Genomic DNA, 16,563 nt, shown 5'->3' on the forward strand with positions numbered 1-16,563 from the left:
CCATACGACACCGGCTCGATCCTGCGCTTCATCACGCGGCGCTGGCAGCTGGAGACGCTGCCCGGGTTGAAGATGCGCGATGAAGGGCTCGCGAAGAACGGGTCGGCGGCGATGGGGGATCTGACGCAGGCGTTGAATCTGCGTTGAGCGAGCCGGGCCTCACTCGCCCGGCACGTAGCCGTCCGTCAAGGTCTTCAGGAACGCGATCACATCCGCGATCTCCCGCGCATCGAGCGCCGGCTTGTCCCCCGCGACCCGGTCGAACGGCGGATCGCGATTGACGTTCTCCTTCAGCGCCCCCGGCAGGTCGTCATATAGCTCGACCCGGCCATCTGCGCCGACGCCGTACCAGCGCTTCGGATCCAGGTCGCGCGTCACGTAGAACTGCATCACCTCGTCGAGCGTGTGCAGCACGCCGTTGTGGAAGAACGCCTGCCGCAGCGCCACGTTGCGCAGCGTCGGCGTGCGGAACGCGCCGCAGTGCTCGGGCCGGTCGACCAGGTCGCGGCGCTCCGGCCCGCACAACCCCAGGTCGTGGAAGCCCGCATCGCGGTTCGCGGGCAGCTCTCGGTTGCGCGGCACGCCGACCGCGATGTGGCCGTGGTCGGTGAAGGCCGGGAACGCGCCGGTCGTCGCGCTGATCGCGCTCGGGTGGCATGACGCGCAGTTGCCCTTGGTCTCGTCGTTGAACAGCGCGAGGCCGCGTGCCTCCTGCGGCGAGAGGCTCGCGCGGCCGCGCAGCACCGCGTCGTACTTGCTGCTGTACGGGTGGAACTGCGCCGCATCCTGCTGGAACATCTCCAGCGCCAGCAGTGCCCACTGAAAGGCCGGCTCCACCGCATCGAGCGCATCGGCCCCGAAGGTGGCGCGGAACTCGCCGGCATACGGTGCGCGGCGCAGCCGCTCCACCACCTCGGCCGCGCTCGCATTGGCCATCTCGTTCGGCGACAGCAGCGCCAGCCCCGATTGCTCGTGCACCGTCGCTGCGCGGCCGTCCCAGTCGTGGCCGCCGGCTGGGCCCTGGTCGACGCTCTCGTCCACGTCGTCGTCGAAGCGGTGCTCGGTGAACGGCGGCACGTTCTGCAGGTAGCGCAGCGAGGGCGTCGCGCGAAAGCCGAGCGCCTGCCCGTCGCGCCCGCCCGGCTGCACCGGCTTGCCGTTCGGCGGGCCGTAGGCCGAGGCCGGGTCGTGGCAGCTGCCGCAACTCTGTTCGCCCGAGGCCGACAAGGCCGCGTCGAAGAACATCGCGCGCCCGAGCGCCTGCATGCGCCTGAAATCCGGCTGCCGCTGCGCCTGCATCGCATAGGCCTCGGCCGCCTGCGCGGCGGCGGGTGCCAGGCAGGGGCGGCCGGCCAGCAGCAACAGCGCCGCGAGCCCGAGGCGGGCCGCTCGCAGGACGGAGAGCGGGAGGGAGCGAGGGAAGGAGGCCGTCATCGAAGCGCCGATTCTGCCGTCCCGGCCGCCGCGGCCGTGGCATTTTCCCGTTCGTTGCGGCAAGTCCCGAGGCCGTGCGGCCCGCGGCGGGACTATGCTGCGGGCCGAGGGGGTTTGATCGAGCATGCAGATGTCGTCGCGTTGGTTGCCGGGCTGGGCGTGTGCGCTGTTCCTGGCCGCCGGCGGAGTTCCGGCGGTCGCCATCGCGGCCGACAAACCCGATTGCCCCCGCCCGATGAGCCTCGCGCTGCATGAGCACGGCCTGCTCTATTCGGGCGTCACCGGCGAGGGCATCGACAAGGACATCGCCGACGAACTGTCGCGCCGCAGCGGTTGCAAGTTCATCGTCTCGGTGCTGCCGCGCGCCCGCATCTGGCAGCTGATCGAGGGCGGCGCGCTCGACTTCAGCCTGTCGGGCATCACCAACCCGGCGCGCGAGCAGTTCGCCGCGTTCGCCTGGTACGTGTCGAACAAGTACTACCTGCTGGTGCGCCAGGATGCGAACGTCGCCGCGCTGGCCGATTTCGAGCGCAACCCGCAGCTCAAGCTCGGCGTGATCCGCAGCTTCCGCTACAGCCCGACCGCCAACCGCCTGGTCGACGCGCTCGATGCGCAGGGCCGCGTGAGCCATGCGTCCAGCCTCGAGCCGCTGTACCAGGTGCTGCTCGACAACCGCGTGCAGGCGATGATCATCGAGCCCTTCGACTACCCGACGGTGCAGCAGGGCACGATCCGCGCGCAGACGCGCATCGTCGAGTTCGACGACCCGGCGGTGCCGCACGGCTTGATCATGTCGAAGAAGTCGGTGTCGCCCGCGCAGCAGCAGGCCTGGCGCGCACTCATCGACGAGATGCGGGCCGACGGCAGCATGCGGCGCATCTTCGAGAAGTACTTCTCGGCCGAGCTGGCGCGCACGATGACGCAGTTCTAGCACGGGCCCGGTGTGAAGCGAGCCCTTCCGCTGCTGATGTCGCTGCTGGTCGGGGCCGTCTCGCTGACGGTCACCGCGCTCGCGTGGCACCACGAGCGCGCGTCCGAGACGGCCGCGCTGCGCGCGAGCTTCGACTTCGGGCTGCGCCAGGCCACCAGCCGCATCGAGCAGCGCATGGCCGCCTACGAGCAGATGCTGCGCGGYGTGCAGGGCCTGTTCCTCGCGTCCGGCGCGGTCGACCGCGCGCACTTCGACCGCTATGTCGACGCGCTGCTGGTCGGTGTCGACTTCAACGGCCTGCAGGCGATCGCCTACGGGCCGCTGGTGCAGGGGCCCGACGTGGCGGCCCACGAGGCCGCACAGCGCCTGTCCGGCGTGCCGGGCTACCAGGTGCGCCCGCCCGGGCCGCGCGCGAGCTATGTGCCGGTCACCTACATCGCACCGGCGGTCGGGCGCAGCCTGGGCGCGCTCGGCTACGACATCTCCACCGACCCGTCGCGCCGGGCCGCGCTCGACAAGGCGCGCGATTCCGGCAGCGTCGCGATCACCGGGCGCATCCGCCTCGTCACCGAGCCCGACCACGCGCCGCAGTACGGCTTCCTGATGCTGCTGCCGCTGTACGCGCCGGGGCAGCCGGCCGACAGCGTGGCCGCGCGCCGGCGCAGCGTGGCGGCCTGGGTGTGGGCGGGCTTTCGCATCGGCGACCTGATGTCCAGCCTGTACGGCGAGTCGACGCCGGGCCTGGACCTGCGCATCTACGATGGCATCGAGCTGAGCGACGACGCGCTGATGTACCGCTCGAGCGGGCCGGAGGCCGACCGCCAGCCGGCGCGTTTCGAGGCGCAGGAGTACATCGGCGTGGCCGGCCAGAGCTGGACGGTGCAGGTGCGCAGCACGCCGGAGTTCGAGGCGCGCCACCACCGTGAATCGGCGCGCATCATCGGCTTCGCCGGCATCGGGCTGAGCCTGCTGCTGGCCGCGCTCACCTGGCAGCTCACGACCGGGCGCCTGCGCGCCTACAGCGTCGCGCGCGTGATGACGCGCGAGCTGCGCGACAGCGAGCGGCGCTACCGCCGCATCGTCGAGACCGCGAACGAGGGCATCTGGCTCGTCAACGCGCAGGCCTGCCTGTCCTTCGTCAACCCGAAGCTGCTGCGGCTGCTCGGCCAGGGCGCGGCCGACATGCTGGAGCGCCCGCTCGCCGAGTTCGTCGACGACCCCGGCGGGCAACTGGCGCCGGCCGTGCTGGCGAGCCGCCGGCCGGGCACCGTCGAGGCCGTCGAGCTGCGCATGCTGCGCAGCGAAGGGCAGCCGCTGTGGGTGTCGATGTCGGTCACGCCGGTGTTCGACGAGGCCGACCGTTATGTCGGCTCGCTCGGCATGGTGACCGACATCAGCGAGCGCAAGCAGGCCGAGGCCCGGCGCGCGCTGCTCGAGGCGCAGCTGCGCGAGTCGCAGAAGATGGAGGCGATCGGCACGCTGGCCGGCGGCATCGCGCACGATTTCAACAACATCCTGGCGGCGATCCTCGGCAACGTGTCGCTGGCCCGCGACCGGCTCGACGATGCGCACGGCGCGACGCCGCCGCTGAAGCAGATCGAGATGGCCGGCGTGCGCGCGCGCAGCCTGGTGCAGAAGATCCTCGCGTTCAGCCGCATGCAGCCGCACGAGCTGGTGAGCCAGCCGATGCGGCCGATGATCGAGGAGTCGATCGCGCTGCTGCGCTCGACGCTGCCGGCGACGGTCGAGCTCGTGCTGGCGCTCGAGGACCGGCCGCTGTTCGTCAGCGCGGACGCCACGCACGTGCAGCAGATCCTGCTGAACCTGTGCACCAACGCCTGGCATGCGCTGCAGGGCAGCAGCGGGCGCATCACGATCGGGCTGGACGAGCGCCGCATCGACGCCGACGAGGCGCAGCGCCTGGGCGAACTGGCGCCCGGGCCGTGCGTGCACCTGTGGGTGGCCGACAACGGCGTCGGCATGGACGAGGCCACGCGCGCCCGCGTGTTCGAGCCGTTCTTCACCACCAAGCGGGTGGGGCAGGGCACCGGCCTCGGGCTGTCGGTGGTGCACGGCATCATGACGGCGCATGCCGGCGCGATCGATGTCGAGAGCGAGCCGGGGCGCGGCAGCACCTTCCACCTCTACTTCCCGCTGTTGCCGCTCCGGCCGCAGCGCGCCGACGCCACCGCCGAGCCGGCGCGCGTGCCGGCGGGCCGCGGCCAGCACGTGATGGTGGTCGACGACGACCCGGCGATGCTGCTGATGGTGGAGAGCCTGCTGCAGCGCGCCGGCTACCGCGTGACCGGCATCGACCAGCCGCGCGACGCGGCAGCGAAGCTGCAGGCCGATCCCGCGGCCTACGACCTGGTGGTGACCGACTACAACATGCCGGAGCTGACCGGCATGGAGCTGGCGGCCGAGATCGCGCGCATCCGCGCCGACCTGCCGGTGGTGATCAGCTCAGGCTTCATCTCCGACGAGATGCGGGCCGCGGCGCAGCAGGCCGGCGTCAAGGGCCTGATGCAGAAGGAGTACACGCTGGAGCAGCTGGGCGGCATCGTGCATGCCGTGCTGAACCCGGCGCCGGGCGCCGGGTGACGGGGATCACCAGCCGTCGCTGCCGCCGCCGTCCGAGCCACCACCCCCGCCGCCGCCGCTGTCCCAGTCGCCGCCCGAGCCGAAATCGACCGAGCGGCTCGACAGCTCGTCGGCCGCGCCGTTGTCGAAGTAGCCGGGGCTCATGCCGCCATCCGATGCAGGGCTGGCCGACGACGAACCGCCGTCGCGGTGGCCGTCCAGCAGCTTCTCGGCCAGCATGCCGGCCGCGAAGCCGCCGGCCGCCGCCAGGCCGGTGCCCAGCATGCCGCTGCCCTGGCCGCCGCCCATCGGGCTGTAGTTCGGGCCGTAGCCACCGCTCTGCATGCCACCGTAGGCGGGCGCCATCGACTGCGCGTTGCGGCGGGCGCTGAACATGCGCCACAGCAGCACCGCGATCACCGCGAAGCCGGCGCCCCAGATCCAGCCGGGAATGCCGCTGCTGCGCTGCGCGGCGGCGCGCGGCGCCTGCGCCGCGGTACCGGTACCGGCCGCCGTGCCGCCGGCCGAGGTGGTGGCGCGCTGCTCACGCTCCAGCAGCTGCTCGAAGCTCTTGAACTTGTCGGGCTGCGTGAAGCCGATCGCCGGGTCGAGCTGCTGCGCGAGGCGGGCCTCCTGGAGCGCGAACTCGAAGCGCTTGTTGTGCGCCAGGATCTCGGCGTAGACGTAGTGCGCCTTCGCGCTGCCGGGCTTGGCCGCGACCACGTCGCGCATCAGCACCTCGGCCTGGGCATAGTTGCCCTTCTGCACCTCGGCCTGCACCTCGGTGACGGACGGCAGCGCGAACGCCGCGGCCGACACCAGACCCATGGCCACGAAGGCCAGCATGGCAAGAAGTCGTTTCATGTCCGTTTGCCTTTCATAAGGAACCTGCGGCCTTCAGGTGGGGGCCGATGCGCCGGTCACAAGGGCCTGCCGCAGCTCGGCCCGGGCGTGCCGCATCACGGCGATGCCGCCCTGCAGGCCGAGGCCGGCCATCAGCAGCGCGACCACGACATCGGGCCACATCGTACCGGTGCCGAACACGCCGACCGCCGCCAGCAGCACCGCGGCGTTCCCGATCGCATCGTTGCGGCTGCACAGCCACACCGAGCGCATGTTGGCATCGCCCTCGCGGAAGCGGTAGAGCAGCAGCGCGACGCCCAGGTTCACCGCCAGCGCCAGCGCACCGATCCAGCCCATCGTGGCCGGTGCCGGCGACGCGCCGTACCAGGCGTGCCACAGCGCCAGCCCCAGCACGCCGGCGCCATAGACCGCCATCGTCGCGCCCTTGAGCCAGGCGACGCGCGGCCGCCAGACCGCGGCCATGCCGAGCGCGACGAGGCTCAGCCCGTAGTTGACGGCATCGCCGAAGAAATCGGCCGCATCGGCCAGCAGCGAGGCCGAATCGGCATGCACGCCGCCGCCGATCTCCAGCACGGCCATGCCGGCGTTCAGCGCCAGCGCGACCCACAGCACGCGGCGGTAGGCGGCCGACACCGGGCCGGTGGGCAGGTGGTCGTGGGAATGGCCGTGGCCGCCGGCCCCGTCGTGGGCGTGGCTCTGGTGATCGTGATCGCAGCAATGTCGTGACATGGACAACTCGTGGCAAGGCGGAAGCGCTGTGGCACATTCGAAAGCCTGGAGTCCCTCCAAGGTCAAGTCCCCATGCGCATCAAGGATGTATCCGAAGCCACCGGCGTGCCGGCCGACACCATCCGGCACTACGAGAAGGCCGGGCTGCTGCCGCTGCCGGCGCGTGCCGGCAACAACTACCGTCGCTACACCGAGGCCGATGTGCAACGGCTGCGCTTCATTCGCAACTGCCGGTCGCTGGACATGAGCCTGGACGAAGTGCGCCCGCTGCTCGACTTCCTGGACCACCCGCAGGCCGATTGCTCGAAGGTGGATGCGGTGATCGAGGGCCACCTGGCGCACGTGCGCGAGCGGCTGGCGAGCCTGCAGGTGCTGGAGCGCCAGCTGGAGCTGCTGACGCAGGTGTGCGGCGCGCAACGCATGCACGAACTTTGCGGCATCGTGATGGCGCTGTCGAAGGATGCGCCGGGCGGCGTGCCCCCGACCGGCCGTGGCGTGCACACGACCTGAATCCCGACCCTACAATTCGCGCCGCAGCGGTCCGTGGCGGCCGCGTTCCGGAAAGCCTCCTCATGAACAACGAGCCCCCCGCCGACAAGCCCGTCGGTCACAACCACGGTCCCGACCTCTCGCACATCGCCCCGCGCGACAAGGCGGAGATCCTGGCGCAGGCCCTGCCGTACATCCGAAAGTTCCATGGCAAGACCATGGTCATCAAGTACGGCGGCAACGCGATGACCGATCCGGCGCTGCAGCAGGATTTCGCCGAAGACGTGGTGCTGCTGAAGCTGGTGGGCATCAACCCGGTGGTGGTGCACGGCGGCGGGCCGCAGATCGAGGACGCGCTGGCCAAGATCGGCAAGAAGGGCACCTTCATCCAGGGCATGCGCGTCACCGACGAGGAGACCATGGAAGTGGTCGAGTGGGTGCTGGCCGGCCAGGTGCAGCAGGACATCGTCGGGCTGATCAATGCGGTCGGCGGCAAGGCCGTCGGCCTGACCGGGCGTGACGGCGGGCTGATCCGCGCGCACAAGCTGAAGATGGTCGACCGCGACGACCCGACCAAGGTGCACGATGTCGGCCAGGTCGGCGAGATCGAGTCGATCGATCCGTCGGTCGTCAAGGCGCTGCAGGACGACCAGTTCATCCCGGTGATCTCGCCGCTCGGCTTCGGCTCGGAGAACGAGAACTACAACATCAACGCCGACGTGGTCGCCGGCAAGCTGGCCGAGGTGCTGAAGGCCGAGAAGCTGCTGATGCTGACCAACATCCCCGGCGTGCTCGACAAGCAGGGCAAGCTGCTGACCAACCTGTCGGCGCGCGAGATCGACGAGCTGTTCGACGACGGCACGATCAGCGGCGGCATGCTGCCGAAGATCGCTTCGGCGCTCGATGCCGCGAAGAACGGCGTGAACACCGTGCACATCATCGACGGCCGCGTGCCGCACGCGATGCTGCTCGAGATCCTGACCGAGCAGGCTTACGGCACGATGATCCGGAGTCATTGAGCCCCCAGTCGCTTCGCTCCTGCCCCCAAGGGGCGCTACCCAGCGGCCCGGCAAAGCCGGTTCCGCGGGCGTTGCTTGATGGGGGCGCCAGGCTTCGCCTGGCGCGTTACTTCGGCGGGTAGCCTGCCTCCGTCAACGCCGCCGCGAGGAGGCTTCGGTCCGACGCCGATTCCACCTCGACGGTGTGCTCCGCCAGGTTCACCACCACCAGCGCGTGCGGATCCGCCTCTTTCAGCGCCTGTGTCACCGCCTTGACGCAGTGGCCGCAGCTCATCCCGTCCACTTGAAACTCGATCATCTCTCTCTCCAATGACATTGGTCGACAGTGACGCACTGTGAAGCTTGCCACGATGGCAAGGTCAAGCCTCGGCGCGAAGCCCCACGACGCACAAGGCCTTGACCTTGCCATGATGGTAAGGTCGACAGTCGCGTCATGAACACGAACTCCCTGTCCCTCAGCATCGGCGGCATGACCTGCGCGTCGTGCGTCGCGCGCGTCGAGAAAGCCTTGCAGCGCGTGCCCGGCGTGGTGTCGGCGACCGTCAACCTCGCGACCGAGCGCGCCGAGGTGCAGACCCGCGGCGGCGATGCCGCGGCGCTGCTCGCGGCGGTCGAGAAGGCGGGCTACGCGGCGCATGTGCACGAGGACGACGAGGCGCCCACTACCGCAGCGCCAGCCTGGCCGGTGATCGTGGCGGCCGCGCTGTCGCTGCCGCTGGTGCTGCCGATGTTGCTGTCGCTCGCTGGCATCGAGGCGATGCTGCCGGGCTGGCTGCAGCTGCTGCTCGCTGCACCGGTGCAGTTCGTGCTCGGCGCCCGCTTCTACCGCGCCGGCTGGAAGGCGCTGCGCGCGCGCGCCGGCAACATGGACCTGCTGGTCGCGCTCGGCACCTCGGCCGCCTTCGGGCTCAGCGTGCAGCAGCTGCTGGCGCATGGGGCGCAGGGCGGCCACGGCCACCTGTATTTCGAGGCGTCGGCGGTGGTGATCACGCTGGTGCTGCTCGGCAAGTGGCTGGAGCAGCGCGCGAAGCGCCAGGCCACCGATGCGATCCAGGCGCTGAACGCATTGCGCCCGCAGACGGCGCGCGTGCGCCGCGACGGCGTCGAGCGCGACCTGCCGATCGCGCAGCTGCAGGTCGGCGACCTCGTCGTGGTGCGGGCCGGCGAGCGCCTGCCGGTCGATGGCGAGGTGCTCGAAGGCGAGAGCCACGTCGATGAATCGCTGATCACCGGCGAAGGCCTGCCGGTGCTGCGCCAGCCGGGCGCGCGCGTGATCGGCGGGGCGGTCAACGGCGAAGGGCTGCTGCTGGTGCGTGCGACGACGCTCGGTGCCGCGTCGGCGCTGTCGCGCATCGTCCACCTGGTCGAATCGGCGCAGGCGAAGAAGGCGCCGATCCAGCAGTTGGTCGACCGCGTCAGCGCGGTGTTCGTGCCGGTCGTGCTGGCGCTGGCCTTGGTCACGCTGCTCGGCTGGGGCATGGCGACCGGTGGCTGGGAGCAGGCGGTGCTGAATGCAGTGGCGGTGCTGGTGATCGCGTGCCCGTGTGCGCTCGGCCTCGCGACGCCGGCGGCGCTGATGGCCGGCACCGGCGTCGCGGCGCGGCGCGGCATCCTGATCAAGGACGCCGAGGCGCTGGAACGCGCGCAGCAGGTCGACATCGTCGCGTTCGACAAGACCGGCACGCTGACCGAGGGCCGGCCGGAGCTCGTCGCGTGCGAGCCGGCGGACGGCGATGCGCGGGCGCTGCTCGCCGACAGCGCGGCGCTGCAGGCCGGCAGCGAGCACACGCTGGCGGTGGCGGTGCTGGCGGCGGCAAAGCGCGACGGCATCGCGATCACGACGGCGGGCAACGTGCGCAGCGTTGCCGGCCGCGGGTTGTCGGGCGAGGTCGGCGGGCGCGCGCTGCTGCTCGGCAGCAGCCGCTTCATGGAAGAGCAGGGCATCGCCTTGTCGCCGCTGCAGGCCCGGGCCGATGCGTTGCAGTCCGAGGGCCGCACCGTCTCGTGGCTGGCCGAGGTGGGCGCCGTGCCGCGGCTGCGCGGCCTGCTCGCCTTCGGCGATGCCGCGAAGCCGACCGCGGCCGAGGCGGTGCGCCAGCTGCAGTCGCTCGGCGTGCGCTGCCTGCTGCTGACCGGCGACGGCGCCGGTGCGGCGGCGAAGCTGGCGCAGGCGCTGGGCATCACCGAGGTCCATGCCGCGCTGCTGCCGCAGGACAAGGCGGCGCTCGTCGAATCGCTGCGCCACGGCGGCGCGCGCGTCGCGATGGTCGGCGACGGCATCAACGATGCACCGGCGCTGGCGGCCGCCGATGTCGGCATCGCGATGGGCAGCGGCACCGATGTCGCGATGCAGGCGGCGGGCATCACGCTGATGCGCGGCGACCCGCGGCTGGTGGCCGATGCGCTCGAGATCGCGCGGCTCACGCAGCGCAAGATCCGCCAGAACCTGTTCTGGGCCTTCGTCTACAACGTGGTCGGCATCCCGCTGGCCGCCTTCGGGTTGCTGAACCCGRTGATCGCCGGCGCGGCGATGGCCTTCAGCAGCGTCAGCGTGGTCGGCAATGCGCTGCTGCTGCGGCGCTGGAAGGGAGCGGCTCGATGAACATCGGCGAAGCGGCGCARCGCTCGGGCGTGTCGGCGAAGATGGTGCGGCACTACGAATCGCTGGGGCTCTTGCCGCCGGTCGTGCGCACCGATGCCGGCTACCGCCAGTACGGCGACAAGGAGGTGCACACGCTGCGCTTCATCCGGCGCGCCCGCGACCTCGGCTTCGGCATGGCCGAGATCGGCGAGCTGCTGAAGCTGTGGCAGAACCGGCGGCGTGCCAGCGCCGACGTGAAGCGCATCGCGCTCGACCACATCGCCGATCTCGATCGCCGCATCGCCGAGATGGAGGCGATGAAGCGCACGCTGTCGAGCCTGGCGAGCTGCTGCCATGGCGACCAGCGGCCCGATTGCCCGATCCTCGACGAGCTGGCCGAATGAGCGGCCGGCGCCGCGCACCCGTCTGGCTGTTCGACCTGGACAACACGCTGCATGACGCATCCCTTGCCGCGTTCGGCCCCACCAACCAGGCGATGACCGACTACATCGCCGCGCACCTGGGCCTGTCGACGGCCGAGGCGTCGGCGCTGCGCCAGCACTACTGGGACCGCTACGGCGCGACGCTGCTCGGCCTGGTGCGCCACCACGGCGTCGACGCGAGCCACTTCCTCGAGGAGACGCACCGCCTGCCCGGCCTCGAGGACCGCCTGCGCACCCATGCGCACGACCGCGCCGCGCTGCGGCGCCTGCGCGGCCGCRAGATCCTGCTGACGAACGCCCCGCGGTCCTACGCGCTGCGCGTGCTGCGGGCGCTCGGCCTCACCGACGTGTTCGACGGCGTGATCAGCATCGACGAGATGACGATGTTCGGCGACCTGCGCCCGAAACCCGACGCCCGCATGCTGCGCCAGGTCGCGGTGCGGCTGAAGGTGGCGCCTCGGCGCTGCGTGCTGGTCGAGGACACGCTGGCGCACCAGAAGGCGGCGCACCGCATCGGCATGCGCACGGCGTGGATGCAGCGCTACCTGAAGACGGCCAAAGTTGCGAACAACAGCACAGAAGTTGGCGTTCACCCTTGCCGCAAGCCCCCCTATGTGTATGCAAGAATTCGATCGCTGAACAAGCTCCATACCCTGTAGTGACAACTTCGACTGCCGCGATGACCGACACCCCTGCCATCCCCGAAGACACCAGTCCCGAGGTGGCAGCCGACGCGGTGGCCGAGCCGGCGGGCCGCAAGCGCCCGAAGCCTGGCGAGCGCCGCGTGCAGATCCTGCAGACGCTGGCCCACATGCTGGAGCAGCCGGGCGCCGACCGCATCACGACGGCGGCACTGGCCGGCAAGCTCGATGTCTCCGAAGCGGCGCTGTACCGCCATTTCGCGAGCAAGGCGCAGATGTTCGAGGGCCTGATCGAGTTCATCGAGCAGAGCGTGTTCACGCTGGTCAACCAGATCACCGAGCGCGAGACGAGCGGTGTCGTGCAGGCGCAGAAGATCCTCACCGTGCTGTTGCAGTTCGGCGAGAAGAACCCCGGCATGACGCGCGTGATGGTGGGCGATGCGCTGGTGTTCGAGAACGAGCGCCTGGTCGCCCGCATGAACCAGTTCTTCGACCGCATCGAGTCGCAGCTGCGCCAGAGCCTGCGCAGCGCCGCCGAAGCGGCCGGCTCGTCGACGCCGACGGTCGATGCGAATGCGCAGGCCTCGGTGCTGACCGGCTTCGCGGTCGGCCGCCTGCAGCGCTATGCGCGTTCGGGCTTCAAGCGCGTGCCGACCGAGCACCTCGACGCCGCGCTGCGCCTGCTGGTCGGCTGACGCCGGCCTCCTTCTTTCCGCCTGGCCATGGTCACGACGGACGTCGGCGGCCAGCGCCTGGCATTGCTGCCGGAGAAGGCCGCCTGGTGGCCGGCGCAACAGGCCTTGCTCGTGGCCGATGCCCACCTCGGCAAGGCGGTGTCGTACCAAAGGCTCGGCGTGCCGGTGCCGGAGGCGACGACCACCGAGACGCTGTCGCGGCTGGCTGACCTGGTCGAGCGGCACGGCGCGCGGCGCATCGTGTTCCTCGGCGATTTCCTGCACTCGGTGCATGCGCATGCGGCCTCGACGCTGGGCGCGCTCGCGCGCTGGCGCGAGCAGCACGCGGACCTGCATCTGACGCTGGTGCGCGGCAACCACGATGCCCATGCCGGCGATCCGCCCGCCTGGGCGCGCATGGAGGTCGTCGACGAGCCGCTGCGGGTCGACGGACTGGCGCTGTGCCACCACCCGATGGCGCATGACGGCGCCTATGTGCTGGCGGGTCACCTGCACCCGGGCATCGTGCTGGGCGGGCGGCCGCACGATCATGTGCGGCTGCCGTGCTTCTGGTTCGGCGATCGCGTCGGCGTGCTGCCGGCCTTCGGTGCGTTCACCGGGCTGAAGACGATCCGTCCGGCGCCGGGCGAGCGGGTCTTCGCGGTGGCCGACGCGGCGGTGTTGCCGGTGCCGGGCGCTCAAGAATCCGGCTGACGGGGCCGATATCGGGCAAAGCTCCGCGTGGCGGCGCACCGTTGCCGTCATGCCGCTCCTCCCCCGCGTACCGCTCCATCGCCTGGCCGCCCTGTGGCTGGCCGGCGTCGGCGTCTGCGTGGTGGCCGGCGTGCTCGGCGGTCGCGTCGAGCTGGCGCGCCTGTTCCTGAATGCCGTGCCGGCCAGCTTCAACGCCGGCCTGCTCGGCCTGATCGCTGCACTGGCGCTGTGGACCGACCCGCGCGTGCCGTCACGCCGGCTCGCGTGGTGCGCCGGGCTGCTGGTGCTGCTGCCGGCGCTGGTGCTGGCCGAGCACCTGGGCGGCGTCGAACTCGGGATCGACGCCCCGGCGCTGCACCAGGCGATGCAGTCGGGTTCGTCCCACCCCGGGCGCCTCGCGCCGAACACCTGCCTCGGTTTCCTGTTCGCCGGCCTGGCGCTGTGGCTGCAGCACCGGCCGGCGCTGCGCTGGCGAGGGCTGCTGGTGTCGTGCTGCGTGTACGGCACGCTGGCGGTCGGGCTGTCGGCGCTGGCCGGCTATGTGCTGGACCTGGAAGCGATGTACAGGCTGCTGTCGTTCAACAGCATGTCGGCGGCCGTGATGGCGATGCTGGTGGTGCTGGGGGCGGCGCTGTGGTCGAGCCTGCTGGCGGGCGAGTCGACCGAGGCGCCGGGAGAGTCGGGAGAGCGGCCGGAAGCCCGCATCACCCGCACGGCGGTCGGCGTGCTCGGCGTGGTGGCGGTGGTGTCGGGCGTCGCGGGTTTCGCGCTGATGCAGCGCGCCTACAAGATGACGGTGGCCGACAGCCTGGAGACGGCGGCGCGCGGCCATGCCGGCGCGTTCGCGCACAGCCTGAAGCAGGAGATGGAGATCGCCGAGAGCGTGTCGCGCCAGCTCGCGTTGCAGCGGGCGCTGGCGCAGCTGGCGGTGAATCCGGTCGATGCGCAGGCGTTCGACGACCTGCGCGAGGTGGCGACCAGCCTGCTCGGGCAGGATTTCAGTGCGCTGCGCGTGCAGAACGGGCGCGACGAGTCGCTGCTGGAGGCCGGTTCGTCGCGGCTGCGCTCGGCGCCGGTCGCGTTGCCGCTGGGTGATGGCCACTCGACGCTGCTGTGGGACGACGGGCTGGTGCTGCACAGCGAGCTGCCGGTCGAGCGCCATGGCGAGCGCGTCGGCGGGCTGATGCTGGAGCGCCGGCTGGGGGTGCTGACGGGGCTGCTGTACGACCTGCAGCACGGCGACGATTCGACCGATGCGCTGTTGTGTGCGCGCATCGACGGGGACGCGGTGTGCCTGCCGAGCCGCTTCTACGAGGCGGGCCGCCACATCGCGATCTACCGGCCGGATGGCCAGCCCTTCCTGCCGATCTCGAAGGCCCTGCTCGGCATGTCGGGCTCCGATTCGGTGCGGGACCTGCGCGGCGTACCGGTGCAGGCCGGCTACGCGCCGTTGCGCGGCGTCAACCTGGGGCTGGTGATCAAGACCGACAGCGGCGAGCTGTTCGGCTACATCCGCTCGCGGCTGCGCCTGCTGACGGGTTTGCTGGCGGCGCTGGTGGTGGTGGGGGCGTGGCTGCTGCGCTCGCATGTGCTGCCGCTGGCGCAGCGGCTGGCGAGCAGCGAGCGCCGCTTGCAGATGGTGTCGGACAACCTGCCGGCGCTGGTGTTCCATGTCGACGCCGACCTGCGCTACCAGTTCGCGAATGCGCGCTACCTGCCGATGGTCGGCCTCGACCCGAAGGCGATGATCGGCCAGCGCATGCAGGACGTGCTGGGCGCGGAGGTGTCCGCCTCGATCGCGCCGCACATCGAAGCCGCACTGCGCGGCGAGCGCGTGCGCTACGAGCGGCACGGTCACTGGCTCGGCCGCGAGCACCACCACCTGGTCGAGTACGTGCCCGAGCGGCGGCCGGACGGCAGTGTCGCCGGGGTCTACGGCATGGTGATGGACATCACCGAGCGCCACCAGGCGCAGGCGCAGCTGGCCGCGAGCGAGGCGCGGCTGCGCACGATCACCGACAACGTGCCGGCGTTGATCACGTATGTCGACACCGACCTGCGCTTCCAGTTCTGCAACCCGGTGTTTGAGGCCTGGACGGGCATCCCGGTGGCCGATGCGATGGGGCGGCGCATGCAGGACGTGTTGCCGCCGAAGGTGATGGCGCTGCGGCAGCGGCAGATCGAGCGGGCGCTGCGTGGCGAGACGGTGCAGTTCGAGACGGTGGCGGTGCTGGGGCAGGGGCCGCGGCATTTCCAGGTGAACTACCTGCCGCACCGCGACGAGCAGGGCCGGGTGATCGGCGTGTACAGCCTGACGAACGACATTTCGGCGCAGAAGGAATTCGAGCGCCAGTTGCAGACGCTGGCGCGCGTGGATGCGCTGACGGGCCTGGCGAACCGGCGGCAGTTCGAGGAGCGCTTCTCGGAGGCGATGTCGCGTTGCCGGCGCAGTGGCCGGCCGATGGCGCTGATGTTCATGGACATCGACAAGTTCAAGGGCATCAACGACACGCTGGGCCATGCGGGCGGCGACGAGGTGCTGAAGACCTTCGGGCAGCGGCTGGTGGCGAGCGTGCGCAAGACCGACACGGTGGCGCGGCTGGCGGGCGACGAGTTCGTCGTGATCCTGGAGGGCCTGAACACGGTGGACGAGCCGCACTTCCTGGCCCGCAAGATCCTGGCGGCGATCTCGGCGGAGCAGCGGGTGCTGGGCCATTCGTTGCGCGTGACGACGAGCATCGGCATCTCGTTCTACGAAGGCGACGACAGCCGCGAGGGCGAGCTGATGGCGCGGGCCGACAAGGCCTTGTACGAGGCCAAGGAAGCTGGCCGTGGGACCTACCGATGYGCGCCTCGTTCGGTGGTTGTTGCTGGTCGGTAGTTTCTCTTGAGGCAAAGGCGCGGGTGGGGAGGCCGGGGCTCGCCGGCCAAGTCGGTCACCGCCCCTGGCGGGGCGATGACTACCCTCCGCTGACTGGTTTCATGGCCCGTCGCCCAAACTCCCTCCGTTCGCTTCGCTCACTGTGGTCAAACAGTGTGCGACAGTCAGTTCACGAAGCGTGCTGCGCACGCGGGCCATGAAACCAGCCAGCTCCGGCGACCCGTCCTGATTGGCGCTCCACAGCCTACCCACCCGCACCTTTGCAACACCGCCCCRCWGTGTTTGGGGGAAAAGAYTGAAGTGAYCGACRAGCGYGCCGKCGCTCGCACGYTYGTCGRTCACTTCAATCTTTTCCCCCCAACAAGAGCGRCTGGTGGTGAGCGGCGCGGCGGGTGAGGGGCTGGGCTGGGGGCGATTTCTGAGGCGACGAAGAAGCTTGGTTTCGGGGGTGGCGCGCGCCAGCGCGCTTCGTAGACATACTCATCGCCACTGTTTGACCACAGCGAACGCAGTGAGCGGAGGGAGTTTGGCGATGCACCCCCGAAGCCGAGCTTCTTCGTGGAGTCGGCGCCCCCAGGGGCGT

Annotated in this window: 14 protein-coding genes; 10 read left to right on the plus strand and 4 right to left on the minus strand. The window is 70.7% G+C overall.

From position 1 onward, the window contains the following. Positions 1-159 precede the first annotated feature (159 nt). Complete coding sequence (locus tag AC1D12_RS07070) at positions 160-1,434, minus strand: cytochrome-c peroxidase (RefSeq protein ID WP_477839588.1); 1,275 nt, start codon at positions 1,432-1,434, stop codon at positions 160-162. Between the two features lie 130 nt (positions 1,435-1,564). Here AC1D12_RS07070 and AC1D12_RS07075 point away from each other — a divergent pair, with 130 nt between their 5' ends. Together AC1D12_RS07075 and AC1D12_RS07080 are read left to right on the plus strand one after the other, a co-directional pair. Further along, positions 1,565-2,365: a substrate-binding periplasmic protein gene (locus AC1D12_RS07075; RefSeq protein WP_052211290.1), complete on the plus strand. Its 801-nt coding sequence runs from the start codon at positions 1,565-1,567 to the stop codon at positions 2,363-2,365. 12 nt (positions 2,366-2,377) lie between these two features. Then, the gene (locus AC1D12_RS07080) at positions 2,378-4,966 is read left to right on the plus strand and encodes a CHASE domain-containing protein (RefSeq protein WP_477839590.1); all 2,589 of its coding nucleotides are present in this window, start codon (positions 2,378-2,380) and stop codon (positions 4,964-4,966) included. Positions 4,967-4,972: 6 nt separating this feature from the next. On the opposite strand, the gene AC1D12_RS07085 is transcribed toward AC1D12_RS07080, so the two are convergent. Next, positions 4,973-5,809: a tetratricopeptide repeat protein gene (locus tag AC1D12_RS07085; protein WP_477839592.1), complete on the minus strand. Its 837-nt coding sequence runs from the start codon at positions 5,807-5,809 to the stop codon at positions 4,973-4,975. Between the two features lie 33 nt (positions 5,810-5,842). After that, a complete protein-coding gene (locus tag AC1D12_RS07090; protein WP_477839594.1) occupies positions 5,843-6,538 on the minus strand; it encodes a cation efflux transmembrane domain-containing protein in 696 nt (231 codons plus the stop codon). Positions 6,539-6,610: 72 nt separating this feature from the next. On the opposite strand from AC1D12_RS07090, the gene AC1D12_RS07095 reads away from it, so the two are divergent. Next, on the plus strand, positions 6,611-7,048 hold the full coding sequence (locus tag AC1D12_RS07095; RefSeq protein WP_465111180.1) for a Cd(II)/Pb(II)-responsive transcriptional regulator: 438 nt from the start codon (positions 6,611-6,613) through the stop codon (positions 7,046-7,048). Positions 7,049-7,110: 62 nt separating this feature from the next. Then, the gene (gene argB / locus AC1D12_RS07100; protein ID WP_047500810.1) at positions 7,111-8,046 is read left to right on the plus strand and encodes an acetylglutamate kinase; all 936 of its coding nucleotides are present in this window, start codon (positions 7,111-7,113) and stop codon (positions 8,044-8,046) included. Positions 8,047-8,152: 106 nt separating this feature from the next. Here the strand turns inward: argB and AC1D12_RS07105 are convergent, their stop codons facing one another. Further along, positions 8,153-8,344 carry a heavy-metal-associated domain-containing protein gene (locus AC1D12_RS07105; protein WP_047500812.1) on the minus strand — a complete coding sequence of 64 codons (192 nt, stop codon included), beginning with the start codon at positions 8,342-8,344 and terminating at the stop codon, positions 8,153-8,155. A gap of 135 nt (positions 8,345-8,479) precedes the next feature. Between AC1D12_RS07105 and AC1D12_RS07110 the strand changes: the two genes are divergently transcribed. Genes AC1D12_RS07110 through AC1D12_RS07135 form a run of 6 tightly spaced genes read left to right on the plus strand, consistent with a single transcriptional unit; the run spans position 8,480 to position 15,980 of the window. Further along, positions 8,480-10,648 carry a heavy metal translocating P-type ATPase gene (locus AC1D12_RS07110; protein ID WP_477839597.1) on the plus strand — a complete coding sequence of 723 codons (2,169 nt, stop codon included), beginning with the start codon at positions 8,480-8,482 and terminating at the stop codon, positions 10,646-10,648. Continuing rightward, positions 10,645-11,031, plus strand: a complete 387-nt coding sequence (cueR, locus tag AC1D12_RS07115) for a Cu(I)-responsive transcriptional regulator (RefSeq protein ID WP_465111182.1) — start codon at positions 10,645-10,647, stop codon at positions 11,029-11,031. The genes AC1D12_RS07110 and cueR overlap by 4 nt, the downstream gene beginning before the upstream one ends. Further along, the gene (locus AC1D12_RS07120) at positions 11,028-11,729 is read left to right on the plus strand and encodes a pyrimidine 5'-nucleotidase (RefSeq protein ID WP_477839599.1); all 702 of its coding nucleotides are present in this window, start codon (positions 11,028-11,030) and stop codon (positions 11,727-11,729) included. Before cueR ends, AC1D12_RS07120 begins: the two co-directional genes overlap by 4 nt. A gap of 20 nt (positions 11,730-11,749) precedes the next feature. After that, positions 11,750-12,406, plus strand: coding sequence for a nucleoid occlusion factor SlmA (gene slmA / locus AC1D12_RS07125; RefSeq protein ID WP_047500819.1), 657 nt, complete (start codon positions 11,750-11,752; stop codon positions 12,404-12,406). 27 nt (positions 12,407-12,433) lie between these two features. Beyond that, positions 12,434-13,099: a ligase-associated DNA damage response endonuclease PdeM gene (gene pdeM / locus AC1D12_RS07130; RefSeq protein WP_477839601.1), complete on the plus strand. Its 666-nt coding sequence runs from the start codon at positions 12,434-12,436 to the stop codon at positions 13,097-13,099. A gap of 49 nt (positions 13,100-13,148) precedes the next feature. Then, entirely contained in the window at positions 13,149-15,980 is a 2,832-nt protein-coding gene (locus tag AC1D12_RS07135; RefSeq protein WP_477839603.1) for a PAS domain-containing protein, read from the plus strand. Positions 15,981-16,563 lie beyond the last annotated feature (583 nt).

The sequence above is a fragment of the Rhizobacter sp. P1_G5 genome, assembly GCF_056405435.1.

Bases quoted from the DNA above. Each gene is read 5' to 3' on its own strand.
- AC1D12_RS07070 (WP_477839588.1), bottom strand. From the start codon at position 1,434: ATGACGGCCTCCTTCCCTCGCTCCCTCCCGCTCTCCGTCCTGCGAGCG.
- AC1D12_RS07075 (WP_052211290.1), top strand. From the start codon at position 1,565: ATGTCGTCGCGTTGGTTGCCGGGCTGGGCGTGTGCGCTGTTCCTGGCC.
- AC1D12_RS07085 (WP_477839592.1), bottom strand. From the start codon at position 5,809: ATGAAACGACTTCTTGCCATGCTGGCCTTCGTGGCCATGGGTCTGGTG.
- AC1D12_RS07090 (WP_477839594.1), bottom strand. From the start codon at position 6,538: ATGTCACGACATTGCTGCGATCACGATCACCAGAGCCACGCCCACGAC.
- AC1D12_RS07095 (WP_465111180.1), top strand. From the start codon at position 6,611: ATGCGCATCAAGGATGTATCCGAAGCCACCGGCGTGCCGGCCGACACC.
- argB (WP_047500810.1), top strand. From the start codon at position 7,111: ATGAACAACGAGCCCCCCGCCGACAAGCCCGTCGGTCACAACCACGGT.
- AC1D12_RS07105 (WP_047500812.1), bottom strand. From the start codon at position 8,344: ATGATCGAGTTTCAAGTGGACGGGATGAGCTGCGGCCACTGCGTCAAG.
- slmA (WP_047500819.1), top strand. From the start codon at position 11,750: ATGACCGACACCCCTGCCATCCCCGAAGACACCAGTCCCGAGGTGGCA.
- pdeM (WP_477839601.1), top strand. From the start codon at position 12,434: ATGGTCACGACGGACGTCGGCGGCCAGCGCCTGGCATTGCTGCCGGAG.